The 15,783-nt window shown below is 70.6% G+C and carries 14 protein-coding genes and 1 riboswitch; of the genes, 8 read left to right on the top strand and 6 right to left on the bottom strand.

Annotated features, from left to right (window positions below; translation table 11 throughout):
- The first annotated feature begins 214 nt into the window (after positions 1-214).
- From RCR19_RS10955 to RCR19_RS10920, 8 genes are all read left to right on the top strand, one after another.
- Entirely contained in the window at positions 215-2,326 is a 2,112-nt protein-coding gene (locus RCR19_RS10955; RefSeq protein ID WP_331269408.1) for a LamG domain-containing protein, read from the top strand.
- 212 nt (positions 2,327-2,538) lie between these two features.
- Positions 2,539-2,949: a GntR family transcriptional regulator gene (locus tag RCR19_RS10950; protein WP_331264971.1), complete on the top strand. Its 411-nt coding sequence runs from the start codon at positions 2,539-2,541 to the stop codon at positions 2,947-2,949.
- Complete coding sequence (locus tag RCR19_RS10945; RefSeq protein WP_331264970.1) at positions 2,927-3,853, top strand: ABC transporter ATP-binding protein; 927 nt, start codon at positions 2,927-2,929, stop codon at positions 3,851-3,853. The genes RCR19_RS10950 and RCR19_RS10945 overlap by 23 nt, the downstream gene beginning before the upstream one ends.
- A complete protein-coding gene (locus tag RCR19_RS10940) occupies positions 3,850-4,776 on the top strand; it encodes a hypothetical protein (protein WP_331264969.1) in 927 nt (308 codons plus the stop codon). The genes RCR19_RS10945 and RCR19_RS10940 overlap by 4 nt, the downstream gene beginning before the upstream one ends.
- A gap of 232 nt (positions 4,777-5,008) precedes the next feature.
- Positions 5,009-6,115: a 23S rRNA (adenine(2503)-C(2))-methyltransferase RlmN gene (rlmN, locus tag RCR19_RS10935; RefSeq protein ID WP_331264968.1), complete on the top strand. Its 1,107-nt coding sequence runs from the start codon at positions 5,009-5,011 to the stop codon at positions 6,113-6,115.
- 32 nt (positions 6,116-6,147) lie between these two features.
- Positions 6,148-6,253: riboswitch (TPP riboswitch) on the top strand.
- 84 nt (positions 6,254-6,337) lie between these two features.
- Entirely contained in the window at positions 6,338-7,417 is a 1,080-nt protein-coding gene (locus RCR19_RS10930) for a thiamine ABC transporter substrate-binding protein (RefSeq protein ID WP_331269407.1), read from the top strand.
- Between the two features lie 56 nt (positions 7,418-7,473).
- Positions 7,474-9,075, top strand: coding sequence for an iron ABC transporter permease (locus tag RCR19_RS10925; RefSeq protein ID WP_331269406.1), 1,602 nt, complete (start codon positions 7,474-7,476; stop codon positions 9,073-9,075).
- A 2-nt stretch (positions 9,076-9,077) separates the two neighbouring features.
- The gene (locus tag RCR19_RS10920) at positions 9,078-10,109 is read left to right on the top strand and encodes an ABC transporter ATP-binding protein (RefSeq protein WP_331264967.1); all 1,032 of its coding nucleotides are present in this window, start codon (positions 9,078-9,080) and stop codon (positions 10,107-10,109) included.
- Positions 10,110-10,190: 81 nt separating this feature from the next.
- Here the strand turns inward: RCR19_RS10920 and RCR19_RS10915 are convergent, their stop codons facing one another.
- The 6 genes from RCR19_RS10915 to RCR19_RS10890 all read right to left on the bottom strand — a co-directional run bounded on the left by RCR19_RS10915 (position 10,191) and on the right by RCR19_RS10890 (position 15,688).
- Positions 10,191-10,862, bottom strand: coding sequence for an LAETG motif-containing sortase-dependent surface protein (locus RCR19_RS10915; RefSeq protein WP_331264966.1), 672 nt, complete (start codon positions 10,860-10,862; stop codon positions 10,191-10,193).
- A 225-nt stretch (positions 10,863-11,087) separates the two neighbouring features.
- A complete protein-coding gene (locus tag RCR19_RS10910; RefSeq protein WP_331264965.1) occupies positions 11,088-11,495 on the bottom strand; it encodes a VOC family protein in 408 nt (135 codons plus the stop codon).
- A 121-nt stretch (positions 11,496-11,616) separates the two neighbouring features.
- Positions 11,617-12,870, bottom strand: coding sequence for a hypothetical protein (locus RCR19_RS10905; RefSeq protein WP_331264964.1), 1,254 nt, complete (start codon positions 12,868-12,870; stop codon positions 11,617-11,619).
- On the bottom strand, positions 12,852-13,586 hold the full coding sequence (locus RCR19_RS10900; RefSeq protein ID WP_331264963.1) for an ATP-binding cassette domain-containing protein: 735 nt from the start codon (positions 13,584-13,586) through the stop codon (positions 12,852-12,854). Before RCR19_RS10900 ends, RCR19_RS10905 begins: the two co-directional genes overlap by 19 nt.
- Before the next feature lie 219 nt (positions 13,587-13,805).
- Positions 13,806-15,170 (bottom strand): aspartate aminotransferase family protein, encoded by a 1,365-nt coding sequence (locus tag RCR19_RS10895; RefSeq protein WP_331264962.1) that lies wholly within the window; start codon positions 15,168-15,170, stop codon positions 13,806-13,808.
- 2 nt (positions 15,171-15,172) lie between these two features.
- Entirely contained in the window at positions 15,173-15,688 is a 516-nt protein-coding gene (locus RCR19_RS10890) for an Lrp/AsnC family transcriptional regulator (protein WP_331264961.1), read from the bottom strand.
- Positions 15,689-15,783: the final 95 nt, after the last annotated feature.

Raw genomic sequence — 15,783 nt, 5'->3', positions numbered from 1 at the left:
TGCCTCCTCACCGACCCGCGACCGGTTCGGCCACGGGCCGAGGCACGTCGGCCGGACCTGTCGGCCGTCGGTGTCCGGGCGAAGGGAAAAGCCTTTCGGTGTTGTCGGTAGCCCCTGTTAGCTTCATGGCGCTCGTGTGATCCACGAGTCTCAAAAGCTCACAGGGGAGGGGCACTTGAACATCCTTCGAAGGCCGGGCAGACGAAGACGGCTGATGGTGGGGAGCTGCGTGGCGGCACTGCTGGCCACAGCCACCGGTACGGCGCACGCGCTGGACAACCTGCCGCCCGAGCAGCCGCTGGTGCGGGACCTCCAGTCGCAGAACAAGGCCTGCGCCACCGGCGACGACACACCGTACGTCTCGGCGCCGCCCAGGCTCAGCGCCGTGCTGTACGACCCGGAGGAGGACAACGGGCCGAGCGAATCCAGCCCGGTCAAGGGCGAGTTCGAAGCCTGGTGGACGGACGCGGCAGGAGCGGAGCAGCGCCGCACCTACACCACCGTCACCTTGTCGTCGGGGTCGCGCCAGTACTGGACGATGCCGGGCGACATCCCGCCGAACACGGTCGTCTCCTGGCACGTCCGGGCGAACGACGGCAAGGCGACTTCCCCATGGAGCGATGAGGGCGACGGCTCGGTCTGCTCGTTCGTGTACGACGACGTGAACCCCGAGCAGCCGACGATCACTTCCCCCGAATACCCCCGCATGGAGGACGTGTTCCGGGTGGACGGGGTGGGCGTCTACGGCCACTTCACCATGGACTCGCCCTCCGACGACGTGGTGTCCTATGTATACGACTTCCTGGGCGGTCCCTCTGGGACCGCATCCGCCGAGCGGCCGGGCGCGGCTGTGACCATTCCGTATCTACCGCTCACCGCAGGGCTCAAGTCCCTGACGGTCCGCGCGATCGACCGGTCGGGCCGAAGCGGCGCGCAGTCGCGTTACGACTTCAACGTGAAGCCCGGGCGCGCCCCTGTCGCCCGCTGGAAGCTCGACGACCCGGCAGGATCCCGCGCGGCCGCCGCCGAGACGGGAACCGCCGCCCGTGCCGGTACCGGCGTGACCTTCGGCGGCCCGGCGCCCGCAGGCACCGGAGCCACCGCCACGGTCGGCCTTGACGGCAGCGGCCACGGCTTCCTCACCACGGACGCCCCGGTCGCCGACATGCGCACGCCCTTTGCCGTCAGCGCCTGGGTGCGGCCCGCCGAGACCGACCGGAACATGACCGTCGCCAGCCAGGACGCGGACGGGAAGCCCGCCTTCAGCCTTGGCCTGCGCAGTCAGAACCCCGGCCCGGGCTGGTCGTTCGCGATCGGGGGCGCGCGGGTGTCCGGAGGCGCGCCCGAGATCGGTGAGTGGGCGCACCTGCTGGGGCTGTACGACGCGGAGACAGGTCGCGCTCACCTGTATGTCAACGGCCATGAGGTCGGCACCGCGGCCGAGGCGGCCCCCGCCGGGACGGCCGGCGCGTTCCAGATCGGTCGTGCCCGTGGGACCAACGGCTACCGGGACCGCTGGCACGGCGACATCGGGGACGTACAGGTCCACGACCGGGTCGTGGTACCGAGCGAGGTGGCCGAACTCGCACGGCACAAGCCGGAGCTGCTCGGCCACTGGTCGCTGGAGAACGCGGTGGACGGGACGAGCCCCGAGCAGTCGGACCGCGCGCCGTTGCGGCTCGGCACAGGGGCCTCGATCTACCGGGGCTCCGACAGCTCCTGCCTCCCGGAACTCGACCCCGACTGCCCCTACATGCCCCCGCCACTCGTCGGTGAGGGGCATCTGAGCCTCGACGGGGAGACCGGGTACGCCGCTGCCGACGGGCCCGTCGTGGACACCGGGGACAGCTTCACCATCGGCGTCGTCGTCCGCCTCGCGGACTCCGAGCCGGCCCACCCGATGACGGTGCTCTCGCAGGCCGGCGAGCACACCGATGTGTTCAAGGTGCGCTATGAGCCGTCCACGTACGCATGGCAACTGGTGATGCCGGAGAAGGACGAGGTCGGCGCCCCGGAGAAGGTGGTGTCCCAGATCACGGGCGCGGACGGCGGCGAGGGCCAGGGCCATCGTCTCGCCGTGGTCTACGACGACGGGACCGACACGATCAAGCTCTACGCCGATGGCTACACCAGCGCCGAGGCGACGGCGAGCCTTCCCGACGGGCGGCACAGCTCCGGTGCCCTCCAGATCGGCCGGGCCAAAGCCGGTGACGGCTGGGGCGAATACCTCCACGGCGATGTGGACGAGGTGCAGGCCTACTCCGGTGCGCTGCGGGACGAGGACGTGACCGGCCTGGGCTTCGGTACGGATCCCTGCCTGTGCTGATGCCTACGTGCTGAGTCCAGAGGTCCGACTTCCGGCGGCCCCCAGAAACCCTGGTTTCTGGGGGCCGCCTGCTGCATGGGCCCCGCCGCATCACCCTGCCTCCGGGCCCCGTCGCTGAACGCGCCCGGCGCTCGTCGCCGGACCGGGCTTGACGTGGGGTCCCGTCGCAATGCATCATTCCACTAGTTCATTAGTGGAATGGGGGTGCGTCGGTGGCGTTCTCCTTCCGGATCGATCGGCGGAGCGGGGTTCCCAGCTACGTGCAGATCGTCCAACAGGTGCAGCAGGCCCTGCGGCTGGGTCTGCTGCAGCCCGGTGACCGGCTGCCCACGGCACGTGCGGTGGTCGAGGCCACCGCGCTCAATCCCAACACCGTGCTCAAGGCGTATCGCGAGCTGGAGTCCCAGGGCCTGGTCGAGTCCCGGCGCAGGCATGGGACGTTCGTGACCGGCACGCTCGGTGCGTCCTCCGCCGACTCGCCCTGGCGTGCCGAACTCGCCGACGTGGCCGCCCGGGCCCGTGCGGCGGGGCTGGAACGTGACGACCTCGCCGCTCTCTTCACCGACGTGCTCGAAGATCTCTATCCATCGAAGGAACCCGATGTCGTATCCCCCCAGGCCTGACGCGGCGCTCGTCGCCGACGGCGTCAGCAAGAGATACCGGCGCAGGGGTCCGGACGTACTCGACGGCTGCACCTTCCACATACCCGCCGGGGTGGTCTGCGCTCTCGTCGGCCCCAACGGCGCGGGCAAGTCCACCTTGCTTGAGCTGGCGGCCGGCGTGCAGCGGACCGACAGGGGATCCCTGGAGGCGTTCGGCGGCCAGGTGTGGGCCGGGCACCCCCGTGTCGCCCATCTCGCCCAGCACCGCCCGCTGTTCCACCGGTTCACCGTCGCCGAGACACTGCGGCTCGGCGCGCGCCTGAACGTCGGAAACTGGGACGCGGAGCTGGCGACGCGCGTCGTGGATCCGGGACGGTTCCACAAGGACGACCGGATCGGCGATCTGTCCGGCGGTGAGCGCACCCGCATCGCGCTGGCCCTCGCCCTGGGCAAGCGCGCCGACCTGCTGCTGCTCGACGAGCCGATGGCGGATCTGGACGTGCTGGCCCGTCAGGAGCTGATGGGTCTGCTCATGGCCCATGTCGCCGACACCGGCACCACGGTGGTGATGTCCTCGCACATCATCTCCGAGCTGGCCGACGCCTGCGATCACCTGCTGCTGCTCGACGAGGGCACCACTCGGCTGTGCGGCGGCATCGACGAGCTCGTCGCCGCCCACGCCGTGGTCACCCTGCCGGGCGGCGCCGACCGGCTGGCCGGCCACACGGTCGTCGAAGCCCGCCCGGCCGGCCGCGGCACCAGCGCGCTGATCCGCCCCGCGGGAGCGCCGGGAGACGACTGGGAGGTCAGGCCGCCCTCGCTGGAGGAGCTGGTCCTGGCCCACCTCGCCGCGCCCGGGGTCCCCGGACTGGCCTTCCCCCCGACCCCGCCGTCCCGCCTGCATGTCAAGGAAACCGCCGCATGAGCGCCACCGCCCCCATCGCCTCCGGAACTTCCGGGATGAAGACGCCCCGGCCCGGGGGCCGTCTGCCGCTGGTGCGGATCGCCGTGCGGCAGTACTGGATTCCCCTGCTGATCCTGCTGGTGCTGGCCGGGCGCACCGCGGCCGTGCTCATCCACCACTACGACGGCTGGGCGGACGCCGTGGCGCTGCGCGACCACGTCGGGAGCCGCGCCTACCACTTCGGGCGTTACGTCGACGACGCCCACAACCAGACGGCGAAACTGCTGAGCGACGGCACCGGCGTCGCCTTCCGGCCGGCGTTGCTCGCAGCGCTGCTGACCGGTGTGCTCACCGCGCGCGAGTGGGAGAGCCGGCGTGTCGTCCTCGTCCTGACCCAGTCCATCGCTCCCCGGCGCTGGTTCACCGCCCGCTGGTCGACGTTGGCGGTGATCATCGCGGCGATGACCGTGCCCTTGGTGGTGGCGTACCGGATCAGCGCCGTGCACGCCCTCCGTCTGGACCTGCTCACCTACGGCTCCGACCGGCAGAACGCGTACTACACCATCGGCCCCGTCACCGTCGCCTACGTCGTGCTCGGCGTCGCGGCCGGCGCCCTGGCCGGCACCCTGCTGCGCCGCGCCTGGCTCGCCCTGGTCGCGGGGCCCGCGCTCGCCTGGCTGGCGGCCGCGGTCCTGGTCCGCTCCCGGGCCGTGCTGCTGCTCGACTTCCCGCTGTTCTCCAAGGTCCACGGCCTGCACCCCGGCGGTGTGCTCGGCCTGCAGTTCTACGACGCTCTGCCGGAGGACTCCTACCTGATCAACTCCCTCGAACCGGGCGACTACTGGGGCTACCAGATCGCGTCCAGCGTGCTCGTCCTCGCGCTCGCCGCCCTGTTCGGCCACGCGGCTCTGCGGGTCGTACGCCACAGAACGGCACAGCGCTGACGCGTACCGCCGGCCCGGTCGGCGCAGTGAGCGACCGGGCCGACGCGATCGCCCGCACCCGCCGGGTCGGGGTCCGGCCCGATGACCGGCGGCCGGCCGAGGAGTGATCGCCGCCGGTCCCTCTCCGGGCCGTCCGGGGCCGCTCAACGGTGACCGAAGCCGACTACTAACGACAGTCGTAGCGAACGACGGCCGCAGGTCACCCGATTGGATCTGCGACACTGATAAAGCCATGCCTAAGCCCGGAGAACTCATTTTCGCCGCGCCGCGCGGAGCCAAGACGCCGCCGCGGCACCTTGCCGACCTCACGCCCACCGAGCGCAAGGAGGCGGTCGCCGCGATCGGTGAGAAGCCGTTCCGCGCCAAACAGCTCTCGCAGCACTACTTCGGCCGGTACGCGCACGACCCCGATCAGTGGACGGACATCCCCGCCTCCGCCCGGGCGGGGTTGCAGGAGGCGCTGCTTCCCGAGCTGATGACCGTCGTACGGCATCTGTCGACCGACGAGGACACGACCCGCAAGACGCTGTGGCGGCTGTTCGACGGCACCCTCGTCGAGTCCGTGCTCATGCGCTATCCCGACCGGGTCACCATGTGCATCAGCTCCCAGGCGGGCTGCGGCATGAACTGCCCCTTCTGTGCGACGGGCCAGGCCGGGCTGGACCGCAACCTGTCCACGGCGGAGATCGTGCACCAGATCGTGGACGGCATGCGGGCGCTGCGCGACGGAGAGATCCCCGGCGGCCCGACGAGGCTGTCCAACATCGTCTTCATGGGCATGGGCGAGCCCCTCGCCAACTACAAGCGCGTCGTCGGCGCCATCCGCGCGCTCACCGACCCCGCCCCTGACGGGCTCGGGCTCTCGCAGCGCGGTATCACCGTGTCGACCGTCGGACTGGTGCCGGCGATCCACCGCTTCGCCGACGAGGGCTTCAAGTGCCGGCTCGCCATCTCCCTGCACGCGCCGGACGACGAACTGCGCGACACCCTGGTACCCGTCAACACCCGGTGGAAGGTGCGCGAGGTCCTCGACGCCGGCTTCGACTACGTCGAGAGGTCCGGCCGCCGGCTGTCCATCGAGTACGCCCTGATCCGGGACATCAACGACCAGGCATGGCGGGGCGACCGTCTCGGCCGGCTGCTCAAGGGCAGGCCCGTCCATGTGAACCTGATCCCGCTGAACCCGACCCCCGGCTCCAAGTGGACCGCATCACGTCCCGAGGACGAGAAGGCCTTCGTCGAGGCGATTGCCGCGCACGGAGTGCCGGTGACCGTCCGGGACACCCGTGGCCAGGAGATCGACGGAGCGTGCGGGCAGCTGGCGGCCGGCGAGCGTTAGGGCGGTAGTCTGGCCCCGGTCAGTACATCTTCATATTCCGACAGGGGAGCGCCACAGCGCTGAGAGTGCGGGAGAGCCCGCAGACCCTCTGAACCTCGCCCAGGTCATTCTGGGTAGGAAGTTCGGTCTTCACTCGAGCTGTTGCGCCCTGCCCGGATCCGAAAGGTCCCGGGCAGGGCCGCGTCTCTTCCTGGACACCCCCAGGAGGAAAATTCAGTGAGCATCACCGGTAAGCGGTTCGCGGCCGCGGTCGTCGGGCTGGGCATGGTCACGTTGTCCGCGTGCGGCTCGTCCGGCTCCGCGAGCGGGAGCGGCGGCGACTCCAGGACCGTGACCCTCGTCAGCCACGACTCGTGGGCCGCCTCCAAGAGCGTCGTCTCGGCCTTCGAGCGGGAGTCCGGTTACAAGGTCAAGGTCCTCAAGGACGGCGACGCCGGGCAGGCCGTCAACAAGGCGATCCTCACCAAGGACAATCCGCAGGGCGACGTCTTCTTCGGCGTCGACAACACCCTGCTGTCGCGGGCACTCGACAACGGGCTGTTCCAGCCGTACGAGGCCAAGGGGCTCGACCAGGTGGAAGCCGGGTTCCAGCTCGACAAGGACAAGCACCGGGTGACCCCGATCGACTACGGCGACATCTGCGTCAACTACGACAAGAAGTACTTCGCCGACCACAAGCTGACCCCGCCGGCCTCCTTCGACGACCTGACGAAGCCCGCGTACAAGAACCTCCTCGTCACCGAGAACGCCTCCACGTCCTCGCCCGGCCTGGGCTTCCTGCTGGGCACGGCCGCCGAGTACGGCGCCACCGGCTGGCCGGACTACTGGAAGAAGCTCGAGGCCAACGGCGTCAAGGTGGTCGACGGCTGGGAGCAGGCGTACGACCAGGAGTTCTCCGGTTCGGCAGGGGGCAGGAAGGCGGGTGGCGACCGGCCGCTCGTCGTGTCGTACGCGTCCTCGCCGCCCGCCGAGGTCGTCTACGCCCAGCCGCGGCCCAAGACGGCGCCGACCGGCGTCGCGACCGGCACCTGCTTCCGTCAGATCGAGTTCGCGGGCGTGCTGAGCAACGCCCGCAACACCAAGGGCGCCAAGGCGTTCGTCGACTTCCTGATCGGCAGGACGTTCCAGGAGGACATGCCGCTCAACATGTTCGTGTACCCGGTGGTCCAGGGCGCGAAGGTGCCGGCCGAGTTCACCGAGTACGGTCCCGCGGCCACGGACCCCGAGACCATGGCCCCGGACCTGATCGCCGCCAACCGTGACCAGTGGGTCAAGTCGTGGACGTCGCTCGTACTGAAGTGAGCGAGGCCGCCGAGACGGCCCCGGGAGCCCGCGGGAGCGCGGCGCGGCTCGGGCTGATGGCCCTGCCCGTCGCGTTCTTCGCGGTCTTCTTCGCCTACCCCGTCGCCGCGATCGTCGCGCGCGGCCTGCACGTCGACGGGACCTGGCGGTTCGGGCGTCTCGCCGACGTGCTCGCCCAGCCCGACATCCGGCATGTGCTGTGGTTCACGACCTGGCAGGCGCTCGCCTCCACCGCCCTCACGCTGCTGGTCGCGCTCCCCGGCGCCTATGTCTTCGCGCGCCTGGACTTCCCCGGCAAGGACGTGCTGCGGGCCGTCGTCACGGTCCCGTTCGTGCTGCCGACCGTCGTCGTCGGCACCGCCTTCCTGGCGCTCGTCGGGCGCGGCGGACTCCTCGACGATCTGTGGGGTCTGCGGCTCGACACGACGGTATGGGCCATTCTGCTGGCCCATGTCTTCTTCAACTACGCGGTCGTGGTGCGCACGGTGGGCGGTCTGTGGGCACAGCTCGATCCGCGCCAGGAGGAGGCGGCCCGGATGCTCGGCGCCTCCCGGCTCGCGGCCTGGCGGAGGGTGACGCTGCCCGCGCTGGGCCCGGCCGTTGCGGCCGCCGCCCTGATGGTGTTCCTGTTCACCTTCACCTCGTTCGGCGTGGTGCAGATCCTCGGCGGCCCCACCTTCTCCACGCTGGAGGTGGAGATCTACCGGCAGACCTCGGAGATCTTCGACCTGTCCACGGCCGCCGTGCTCACGCTGCTCCAGTTCGCGGCGGTGGGAGCGATCCTCGTGCTGCACGCCTGGACCGTGCGCCGCCGGGAGAGCGCACTGCGGCTGGTCGACGCCTCCCTCACGGCGCGCAGGCCGCGCGGCGCGGCGCAGTGGGCGCTGCTCGGCGCGGTTCTCGTCACGGTGGCCGTCCTGCTCGTGCTGCCGCTCGCCGTCCTGGTGCAACGGTCCCTCGACGCGCCCCGGTTCGCGTACTACAGGGCGCTGGCACACGACGACGGCGGCACCTTCCTGGTCGCTCCGATCGACGCCATCGGCAACTCGCTGCGATACGCCGCCGTGGCCACGGTGATCGCCGTGCTGATCGGCTCGCTCGCCGCCGCGGCCCTGGCCCGTCGGGACGCGGGCCGCCTCGTGCGGGCGTTCGACGCCCTGCTCATGCTGCCGCTGGGCGTGTCCGCCGTGACCGTGGGCTTCGGATTCCTGATCACCCTCGACAGGCCGCCACTGGATCTGCGCGGTTCCTGGATCCTGGTGCCGCTCGCACAGGCGCTGGTGGGCGCCCCCTTCGTCGTACGCACGATGCTGCCCGTCCTGCGGGCGGTGGACGAACGGCTGCGGGAGGCCGCGGCCGTGCTCGGGGCGTCGCCGTGGCGGGTGTGGCGGGAGGTCGACCTGCCGATCGTGCGGCGGGCGCTGCTGGTCGCGGCCGGGTTCGCGTTCGCCGTGTCGCTGGGCGAGTTCGGGGCGACGGTGTTCATCGCGCGGCCCGACAATCCGACGCTCCCCGTCGCCGTGGCCCGCCTGCTCGGACGGCCCGGTGATCTCAACTACGGCCAGGCCATGGCCCTCTCGACGATTCTGATGGTGGTGTGCGCGGTGGCGCTGCTGGTCCTGGAGAGGCTGCGGACGGATCGGACGGGGGAGTTCTGACGATGCTCAGGCTTGAGGAGGCGACCGTACGTTTCGCGGGGCGCGCGGCACTCGACCGGGTCGGCCTCGAGGTCGCCGAGCGCGAGATCGTCTGCGTGCTCGGACCGAGCGGAGGCGGCAAGTCGACACTGCTGCGGACCGTGGCGGGGCTTCAACCCCTGGACGGCGGGCGGGTGTTCCTCGAGGGTCGTGATCTGGACGGGACACCCGCGCACCGGCGCGGAGTGGGCCTGATGTTCCAGGACCATCAGCTCTTCCCCCAGCGGGACGTGGGCGGGAACGTCGCCTTCGGACTTCGTATGCAGGGTGCCGCGCGCGGCGAGCAGGAGGCCAGGGTCGCGGAGTTGCTCGGCCTCGTCGGGCTGCACGGTGCCGCGCGCAGGGCCGTCGCCTCGCTCTCCGGAGGGGAGCAGCAGAGGGTCGCGCTCGCCCGTGCCCTCGCGCCCCGGCCCCGGCTGCTGATGCTGGACGAACCGCTGGGACAGCTCGACCGGTCGCTGCGTGAACGCCTGGTGGTGGAACTGCGCGAGCTCTTCGGGCGCTTGGGCACGACCGTGCTCGCCGTCACCCACGACCAGGGCGAGGCGTTCGCACTCGCCGACCGGGTCGTCGTGATGCGCGACGGGCGGATCGCCCAGTCCGGCAGCCCTCTTGAGGTGTGGCAACGGCCCGCGGACGAATTCGTCGCACGCTTCCTCGGGTTCGACAACGTGGTGGCGGCGACCGTCACCGGCCGGGCGGCGGACACACCGTGGGGCAAGCTCCCCGTTCCGGAGGGCTCACCGCAGGGGCCGGGCACACTGCTCGTCCGGCCCGCCGGGGTACGGCTCGTCGACGCCTCCGACGGACTGCGCTGCACCGTGGCCGCGCGCACCTTCCGCGGAACCCATGTCGCGGTGCACCTCCGGCCCGAGCGGGCCCCCGGGTTGGAGGCGGCATGCCCACTGCGCACCGCACCGGAGCCCGGGGACGAGGTCGGTGTCGTCTTCGACGCGGCTGAAGTCGTCGTCCTCGGGGGCTCTTCCGGCGCCTAGGGCGACCGCACGTTCGGGCATGTACAAAGGCCCGCCCCCGGCAGGGGACGGGCCTTTGTGCGTACGTGCCTTGTGGAGGCGTCAGCCGACCTTCGACGCGCTGCGACGGCGCATGCCGAAGAACACCGCGCCACCGCCGATGACGACCAGACCACCGGCGATGCCGGCGATCATGGGCGTGCTGGAGCTGGCACCGGTCTCAGCCAGGTTCGAGGTACCGGCCGCGGGCGAGGGAGAGTTGTCCCCGGCCGGAACCGGAGCCGCGCTGTCCGACGCCGACGCCGAAGGGGCGGCGGAGTCGGACGGAGAGGCGGGCGCCGACGGGGTCGGGGTGTCGGACGCCGGCGGCGTCGTCTCGGCCGTCTGGCACGCCTTGCCCGGCGTGGTGACCGAGATGTCGTCGTCGACGACAGGGCTGTCGACCTTCACGTGCACACGGTACGTGGTGTTGGGCGCCCAGTCCTCGGAGAAGGAGATGGTCTCGCCCCTGCCCGTGGTGGTCTGCTCGCCAACCTTCTTGACGTCTGCGCCCTTCGACTCCAGGTAGACCGTGACGGTCGCGGTCTTGCCAGAGCCGTCGATGTCCTTGACGGTGATGAGGCCCTTCCCGTTGTCGTCGCACGATGCGACGGCCGAGAAGTCACTGATGTTGCAGGCGAGCGCGTTGCCGGCGGCGCCGAGAGCGAGCGCGGCGGTGGCGGATGCGACGCCGAGGATGCGCACCGTTCGAGCGGTGCGGGAGGATATGGACACGATTGCCCTTCGCGGGATGCGCAACTGCGGGGGGTTCCAGGGGCTGTTGCTGCAACAACAGCAATCCCAAGAGACTCACAGGTCTATAAGGGGCGGGTAAGTGCTGTCAACGCCGATGTCCGGCATGACCGTCGCCTTTACACTCTCGTTAACCATTCCGGCGTTTGAACCCCGCCGACACGCCCTCAAGCCCCCCGCAGTCGCACCCCGTTCGGCGATGCCCGCTCAGCCCTGCACGGCCGCCGGGTCCATCCACATGACCTCCCAGGTGTGCCCGTCCAGGTCGTCGAACGCGCGGCCGTACATATAGCCGTGGTCGACCGCCTCACGGGTGCCGGAGCCGCCCGCCGCGAGCGCCCGGTCGACCAGTTCGTCGACCTTCGCCCGGCTTTCGGCGCTCAGGCAGAGCAGCACCTCACTGGTCTTCGTGGCGTCCGCGATCTCCTTCTGTGTGAAGTCGGCGTAGCGCTGCTTGCTCAGCAGCATCGCGATGACGGTGTCGCTGATGACTACGCAGGCGCAGTCGTCCGTCGTGAACTGCGGATTGATCGTGTAGCCCAGCTCCGTGAAGAACTTCTTCGACGCGTCGACGTCGGCGACGGGCAGGTTCACGAAGATCATTTGCTGGTACATGAGCGCTCTCTCCCAGTGGTGTGCGGGTCCTACACAGTCATGGACCGCGCACCGTCCTGAAACTCATCGCCGCCGGCCCGGGTGATTCCCAGCCGGCTCCCGAAGGACCTGCGCGCCGGCCCTATCCACGGGCCAGCGGCATCGCCGCCAGCTCCGCGGCCACCCATGTCACCGGCACGAACACCACCACCAGCGCCCCCGCGCGCAGCAGTGCCGCGGTGCGCAGCACGGTGGCCGGCGCGCCCAGCCGTACGAGTGCGGCGATCGTGTCTGCGCGGTCCTGCCGCGCCTCGACCGCCGCCGTCGCCAGTGTCGCGAGCGTGCAGCCCGCCACGAGCACGGCACCGAGCACGGTGAGCGGCCCCAGGGACGGGCCCGCACGGACGTACAGGGCCGCCGTCGCGTAGGCCGCCGACGCCACCGCGCAGACCACGCCGAGCGGACGGCCGATCCGCCGCGCCTCCTCCTGCAGACCGCGGCCGGCGAGCAGGCGCACGGCCCCCGGACTCATCGACTGCAGCAGCGAACCGCACAGATAGGCGAGCGCGGGCCCGGCCAGCGCCAGCCCCAGCGCGGTCAGCGCCCAGCCCGCCAGCACCCCGGCGGGTCCGCCCGCGAGACCGCCGGGCAGATGCAGACCCTGTTGCGGACCGCCCCCGCTCGCATGCGTCTCCACGGCGAGCCCCGCGGCGAGCGTGGCCACACCCCAGGGGAGGCCGCCAGGGGCGGGCCGGGGAGCGAGCGGCAGATCCGGCACGGACATCTCGTCGGGGGAGTCCGGGGCCCGGTCGTCCGGCATGTCCCCGGACTCGGCGGCGGTCTGCGCGCCGGTGCCGGTCCGCCGCCCGAGCCGCCGTGCCCGGCCGTCCTTCGGGCGCAGGGCCAGGGCGCTGCCCAGGGACGCGGCGAGCGGCACCAGGACGAGGAGGGTCAGCACGGCGGGCAGCGGCAGGGACTGGTCCACGGCGAGAAACCCGGCGGCCGTCCCGTCCGACCGCGGTACGGGCAGATCACCGCGCAGGTGCAGGAAGGCCAGCAGCGCGAGCAGCGAGCCGAGTACGGTCGACAGGGCCGTGGTCACCGCCGAGAGGGCCATCAGCCGCGCCGGGCCGAGACCGATCGTCGCCAGACCCGACCGGGGGCGGGTCCCCGGGTCCGTACGGGCGACGGTGATCGCGAGGTACACCGTGGCGGCCGTCGGCACGGCGCACCAGGCCAGCCGCAGTACCGAACCGGCCGACGCCTCCGGATGCGCCAGCGCGTATCCCAGGGTGCACAGCAGCAGGAAGCCCGTGCCCGCCGAGGCCGCCGCGACCAGGAGCCGACGGAACTGGACCAGGGGGTGGGCCCCGCGCGCTAGACGGAGAGCGAGCACGGCGCTCGGCCTTCCTCGGGGACGGGTGGCAGATGGACGGTCCTGACCTGCCGTCCGTCCAGCAGGGACATCGTGCGGTCGGCGACCGCGACGGCGTCCGCCGGATGCGTGGCCAGTACGACGGTGATGCCGTGCGAGCGGGCCGCCGCGGTGAGCGTGCGCAGCACCTGGCCGGCATCGGCTCGATGCAGCGAGGCGGTCGGCTCGTCCGCGAAGAGCACGGTCGGGCACGAGGCGAGCGCCCGGGCGACGGCGATCCGCTGCCGGTCGGCCTGAGGGAGCTCGTAGGGGCGCTTGCGGGCGCGGTCGCCCACGTCGAGGCGTTCCAGCCACTCGAGGGCGCTGGCCTTGGCCCGGCGCCGGCTCGTGCCGCGCAGCATCAGCGGCAGGGCGGCGTTCTCCCAGGCGTTCAGTTCGGGCAGGAGCAGGGGCACAGGATCGATCCAGCCGAACCGGTCCCGGCGCAGTCGCTCCCGGGTGATCGCGCCCATGGTGTGCACCGGTGTGCTGTTGAACCAGACCTCACCGCGCTGGACGGGCAGTAACCCGGCCAGACACTGCAGGAGGGTCGTCTTGCCGCTGCCGCGGGGGCCCGTGACGGCGAAGATCTCGCCCTCGCGTACGCCCAGCGAGACACCGCAGAGTGCGGGCGAGCCGTTGTGCTGGAAGTGCAGAGCGCGTGCCCAGAGCACGTCGTTGTCCGGCGGGGTCACCATCGCGTACACCTCGGTTCAGATCCGTAGTCCCGTGCCGATCCCCGTCCGGGGGACCCGTTCGGGGGAACGAAGGCAGAAGCGATCGGTCACATGGCACGCTAGGCAGACTGCGCCGGAAGCCGCGGACAGCGACGGCCCCGTACCGCCGTTTCTCACTCCAACGGGCGGTACGGGGCCGGTTTTTGATCATCCAGAAGGATGATCTGTGCCTCGGGTGGCTCAGAGCTTGGTCCAGGCCTCCGTCAGCGTCGCGCGCAGGATCTGCTCGATCTCGTCGAACGTCCGCTGGTCGGAGATCAGCGGTGGGGCGAGCTGCACGACCGGGTCGCCGCGGTCGTCGGCCCGGCAGTACAGGCCGTTCTCGAACAGCGCCTTGGACAGGAAGCCGTACAGGACGCGCTCGGTCTCCTCCTCGTTGAAGGACTCCTTGGTCGCCTTGTCCTTGACGAGTTCGATGCCGTAGAAGAAGCCGTTGCCGCGGACGTCTCCGACGATCGGCAGGTCGTGCAGCTTCTGCAGGGTCGTCAGGAAGGCGGCCTCGTTGTCGAGCACGTGCTGGTTGAGCTTCTCGCGCTCGAACAGGTCGAGGTTGGCCAGGCCCACGGCCGCGGAGACCGGGTGGCCGCCGAAGGTGTAGCCGTGCAGGAAGGTGTTGTCGCCCTTGTAGAACGGCTCGGCCAGGCGGTCGGAGATGATGCACGCGCCGATCGGGGAGTAGCCCGAGGTCATGCCCTTGGCGCAGGTGATCATGTCCGGGACGTAGCCGAACTTGTCGCAGGCGAACGTCGTGCCCAGGCGGCCGAAGGCGCAGATGACCTCGTCCGACACGAGCAGCACGTCGTACTGGTCGCAGATCTCGCGGACGCGCTGGAAGTACCCGGGCGGCGGCGGGAAGCAGCCGCCGGCGTTCTGCACGGGCTCCAGGAAGACCGCGGCGACCGTGTCCGGGCCCTCGAAGAGGATCTGCTGCTCGATCTGGTCGGCGGCCCAGCGGCCGAAGGCCTCGGGGTCGTCACCGAAGATCGGGGCGCGGTAGATGTTGGTGTTCGGCACCTTGTGCGCGCCGGGGACCAGCGGCTCGAAGGGGGCCTTCAGGCCCGGCAGTCCGGTGATGGACAGGGCGCCCTGCGGGGTGCCGTGGTAGGCGACCGCACGCGAGATGACCTTGTACTTGGTGGGCTTGCCGACCAGCTTGAAGTACTGCTTGGCGAGCTTCCAGGCGGTCTCGACCGCCTCGCCGCCGCCGGTGGTGAAGAAGACCTTGTTCAGGTCTCCGGGCGCCTGGTCGGCGAGACGTTCCGCCAGCTCCACGGCCTTCGGGTGGGCGTACGACCACACGGGGAAGAACGCCAGTTCCTGAGCCTGCTTGAACGCCGTCTCCGCCAACTCGGTGCGGCCGTGGCCCGCCTGGACCACGAACAGACCGGCGAGACCGTCGAGGTAACGCTTGCCCTTGTCGTCGTAGATGTAGGTGCCCTCGCCCCGGACGATGGTGGGGACGGGCGCGTTCTCGTACGAGGACATGCGGGTGAAGTGCATCCACAGGTGGTCGTACGCGGTCTTGCTGAGGTCCTTTGTGCTCACGGCTATCGGGTTCCCCACATGTAGGTCTGCTTCTTGAGCTTGAGGTAGACGAAGCTCTCGGTGGAGCGCACTCCGGGCAGGGCCCGGATGCGTTTGTTGATGACATCCAGCAGGTGGTCGTCGTCCTCGCAGACGACCTCCACCATCAGGTCGAACGAGCCTGCGGTCATCACCACGTACTCGCATTCCGACATGGCGGTCAGCACATCCGCGACGGACTCCACGTCGCCCTCGACGTTGATCCCGACCATCGCCTGCCGGCGGAAGCCCACGGTGAGCGGGTCCGTGACGGCGACGATCTGCATCACGCCTTGGTCGAGCAGCTTCTGGACGCGCTGGCGCACGGCCGCCTCGGAGAGGCCGACCGCCTTGCCGATCGCTGCGTACGGCCGGCGGCCGTCCTCCTGGAGCTGCTCGATGATCGCGAGGGACACGGCGTCCGGCTGGGCGTTGCCGTTCCTGAACTCGCGGGAGTCCCTCTGGTCTGCGCTTCGACTGGCCACGACCTCACTGTGCACGACGTCTCGACAGTTTCGCAAGGCTGGATCGATGAAATTCGTTGTCTATGTGAGGGAAGCCTGCGGATTTCGCAGCGATGGCGGGATCGGGGCTG

Source organism: Streptomyces sp. WAC07094, from assembly GCF_036320405.1.
GTDB lineage: Bacteria > Actinomycetota > Actinomycetes > Streptomycetales > Streptomycetaceae > Streptomyces > Streptomyces lannensis.
Note: the sequence above shows the minus strand (reverse complement) of the source record. Positions and strands in the feature narration are given on the sequence as shown.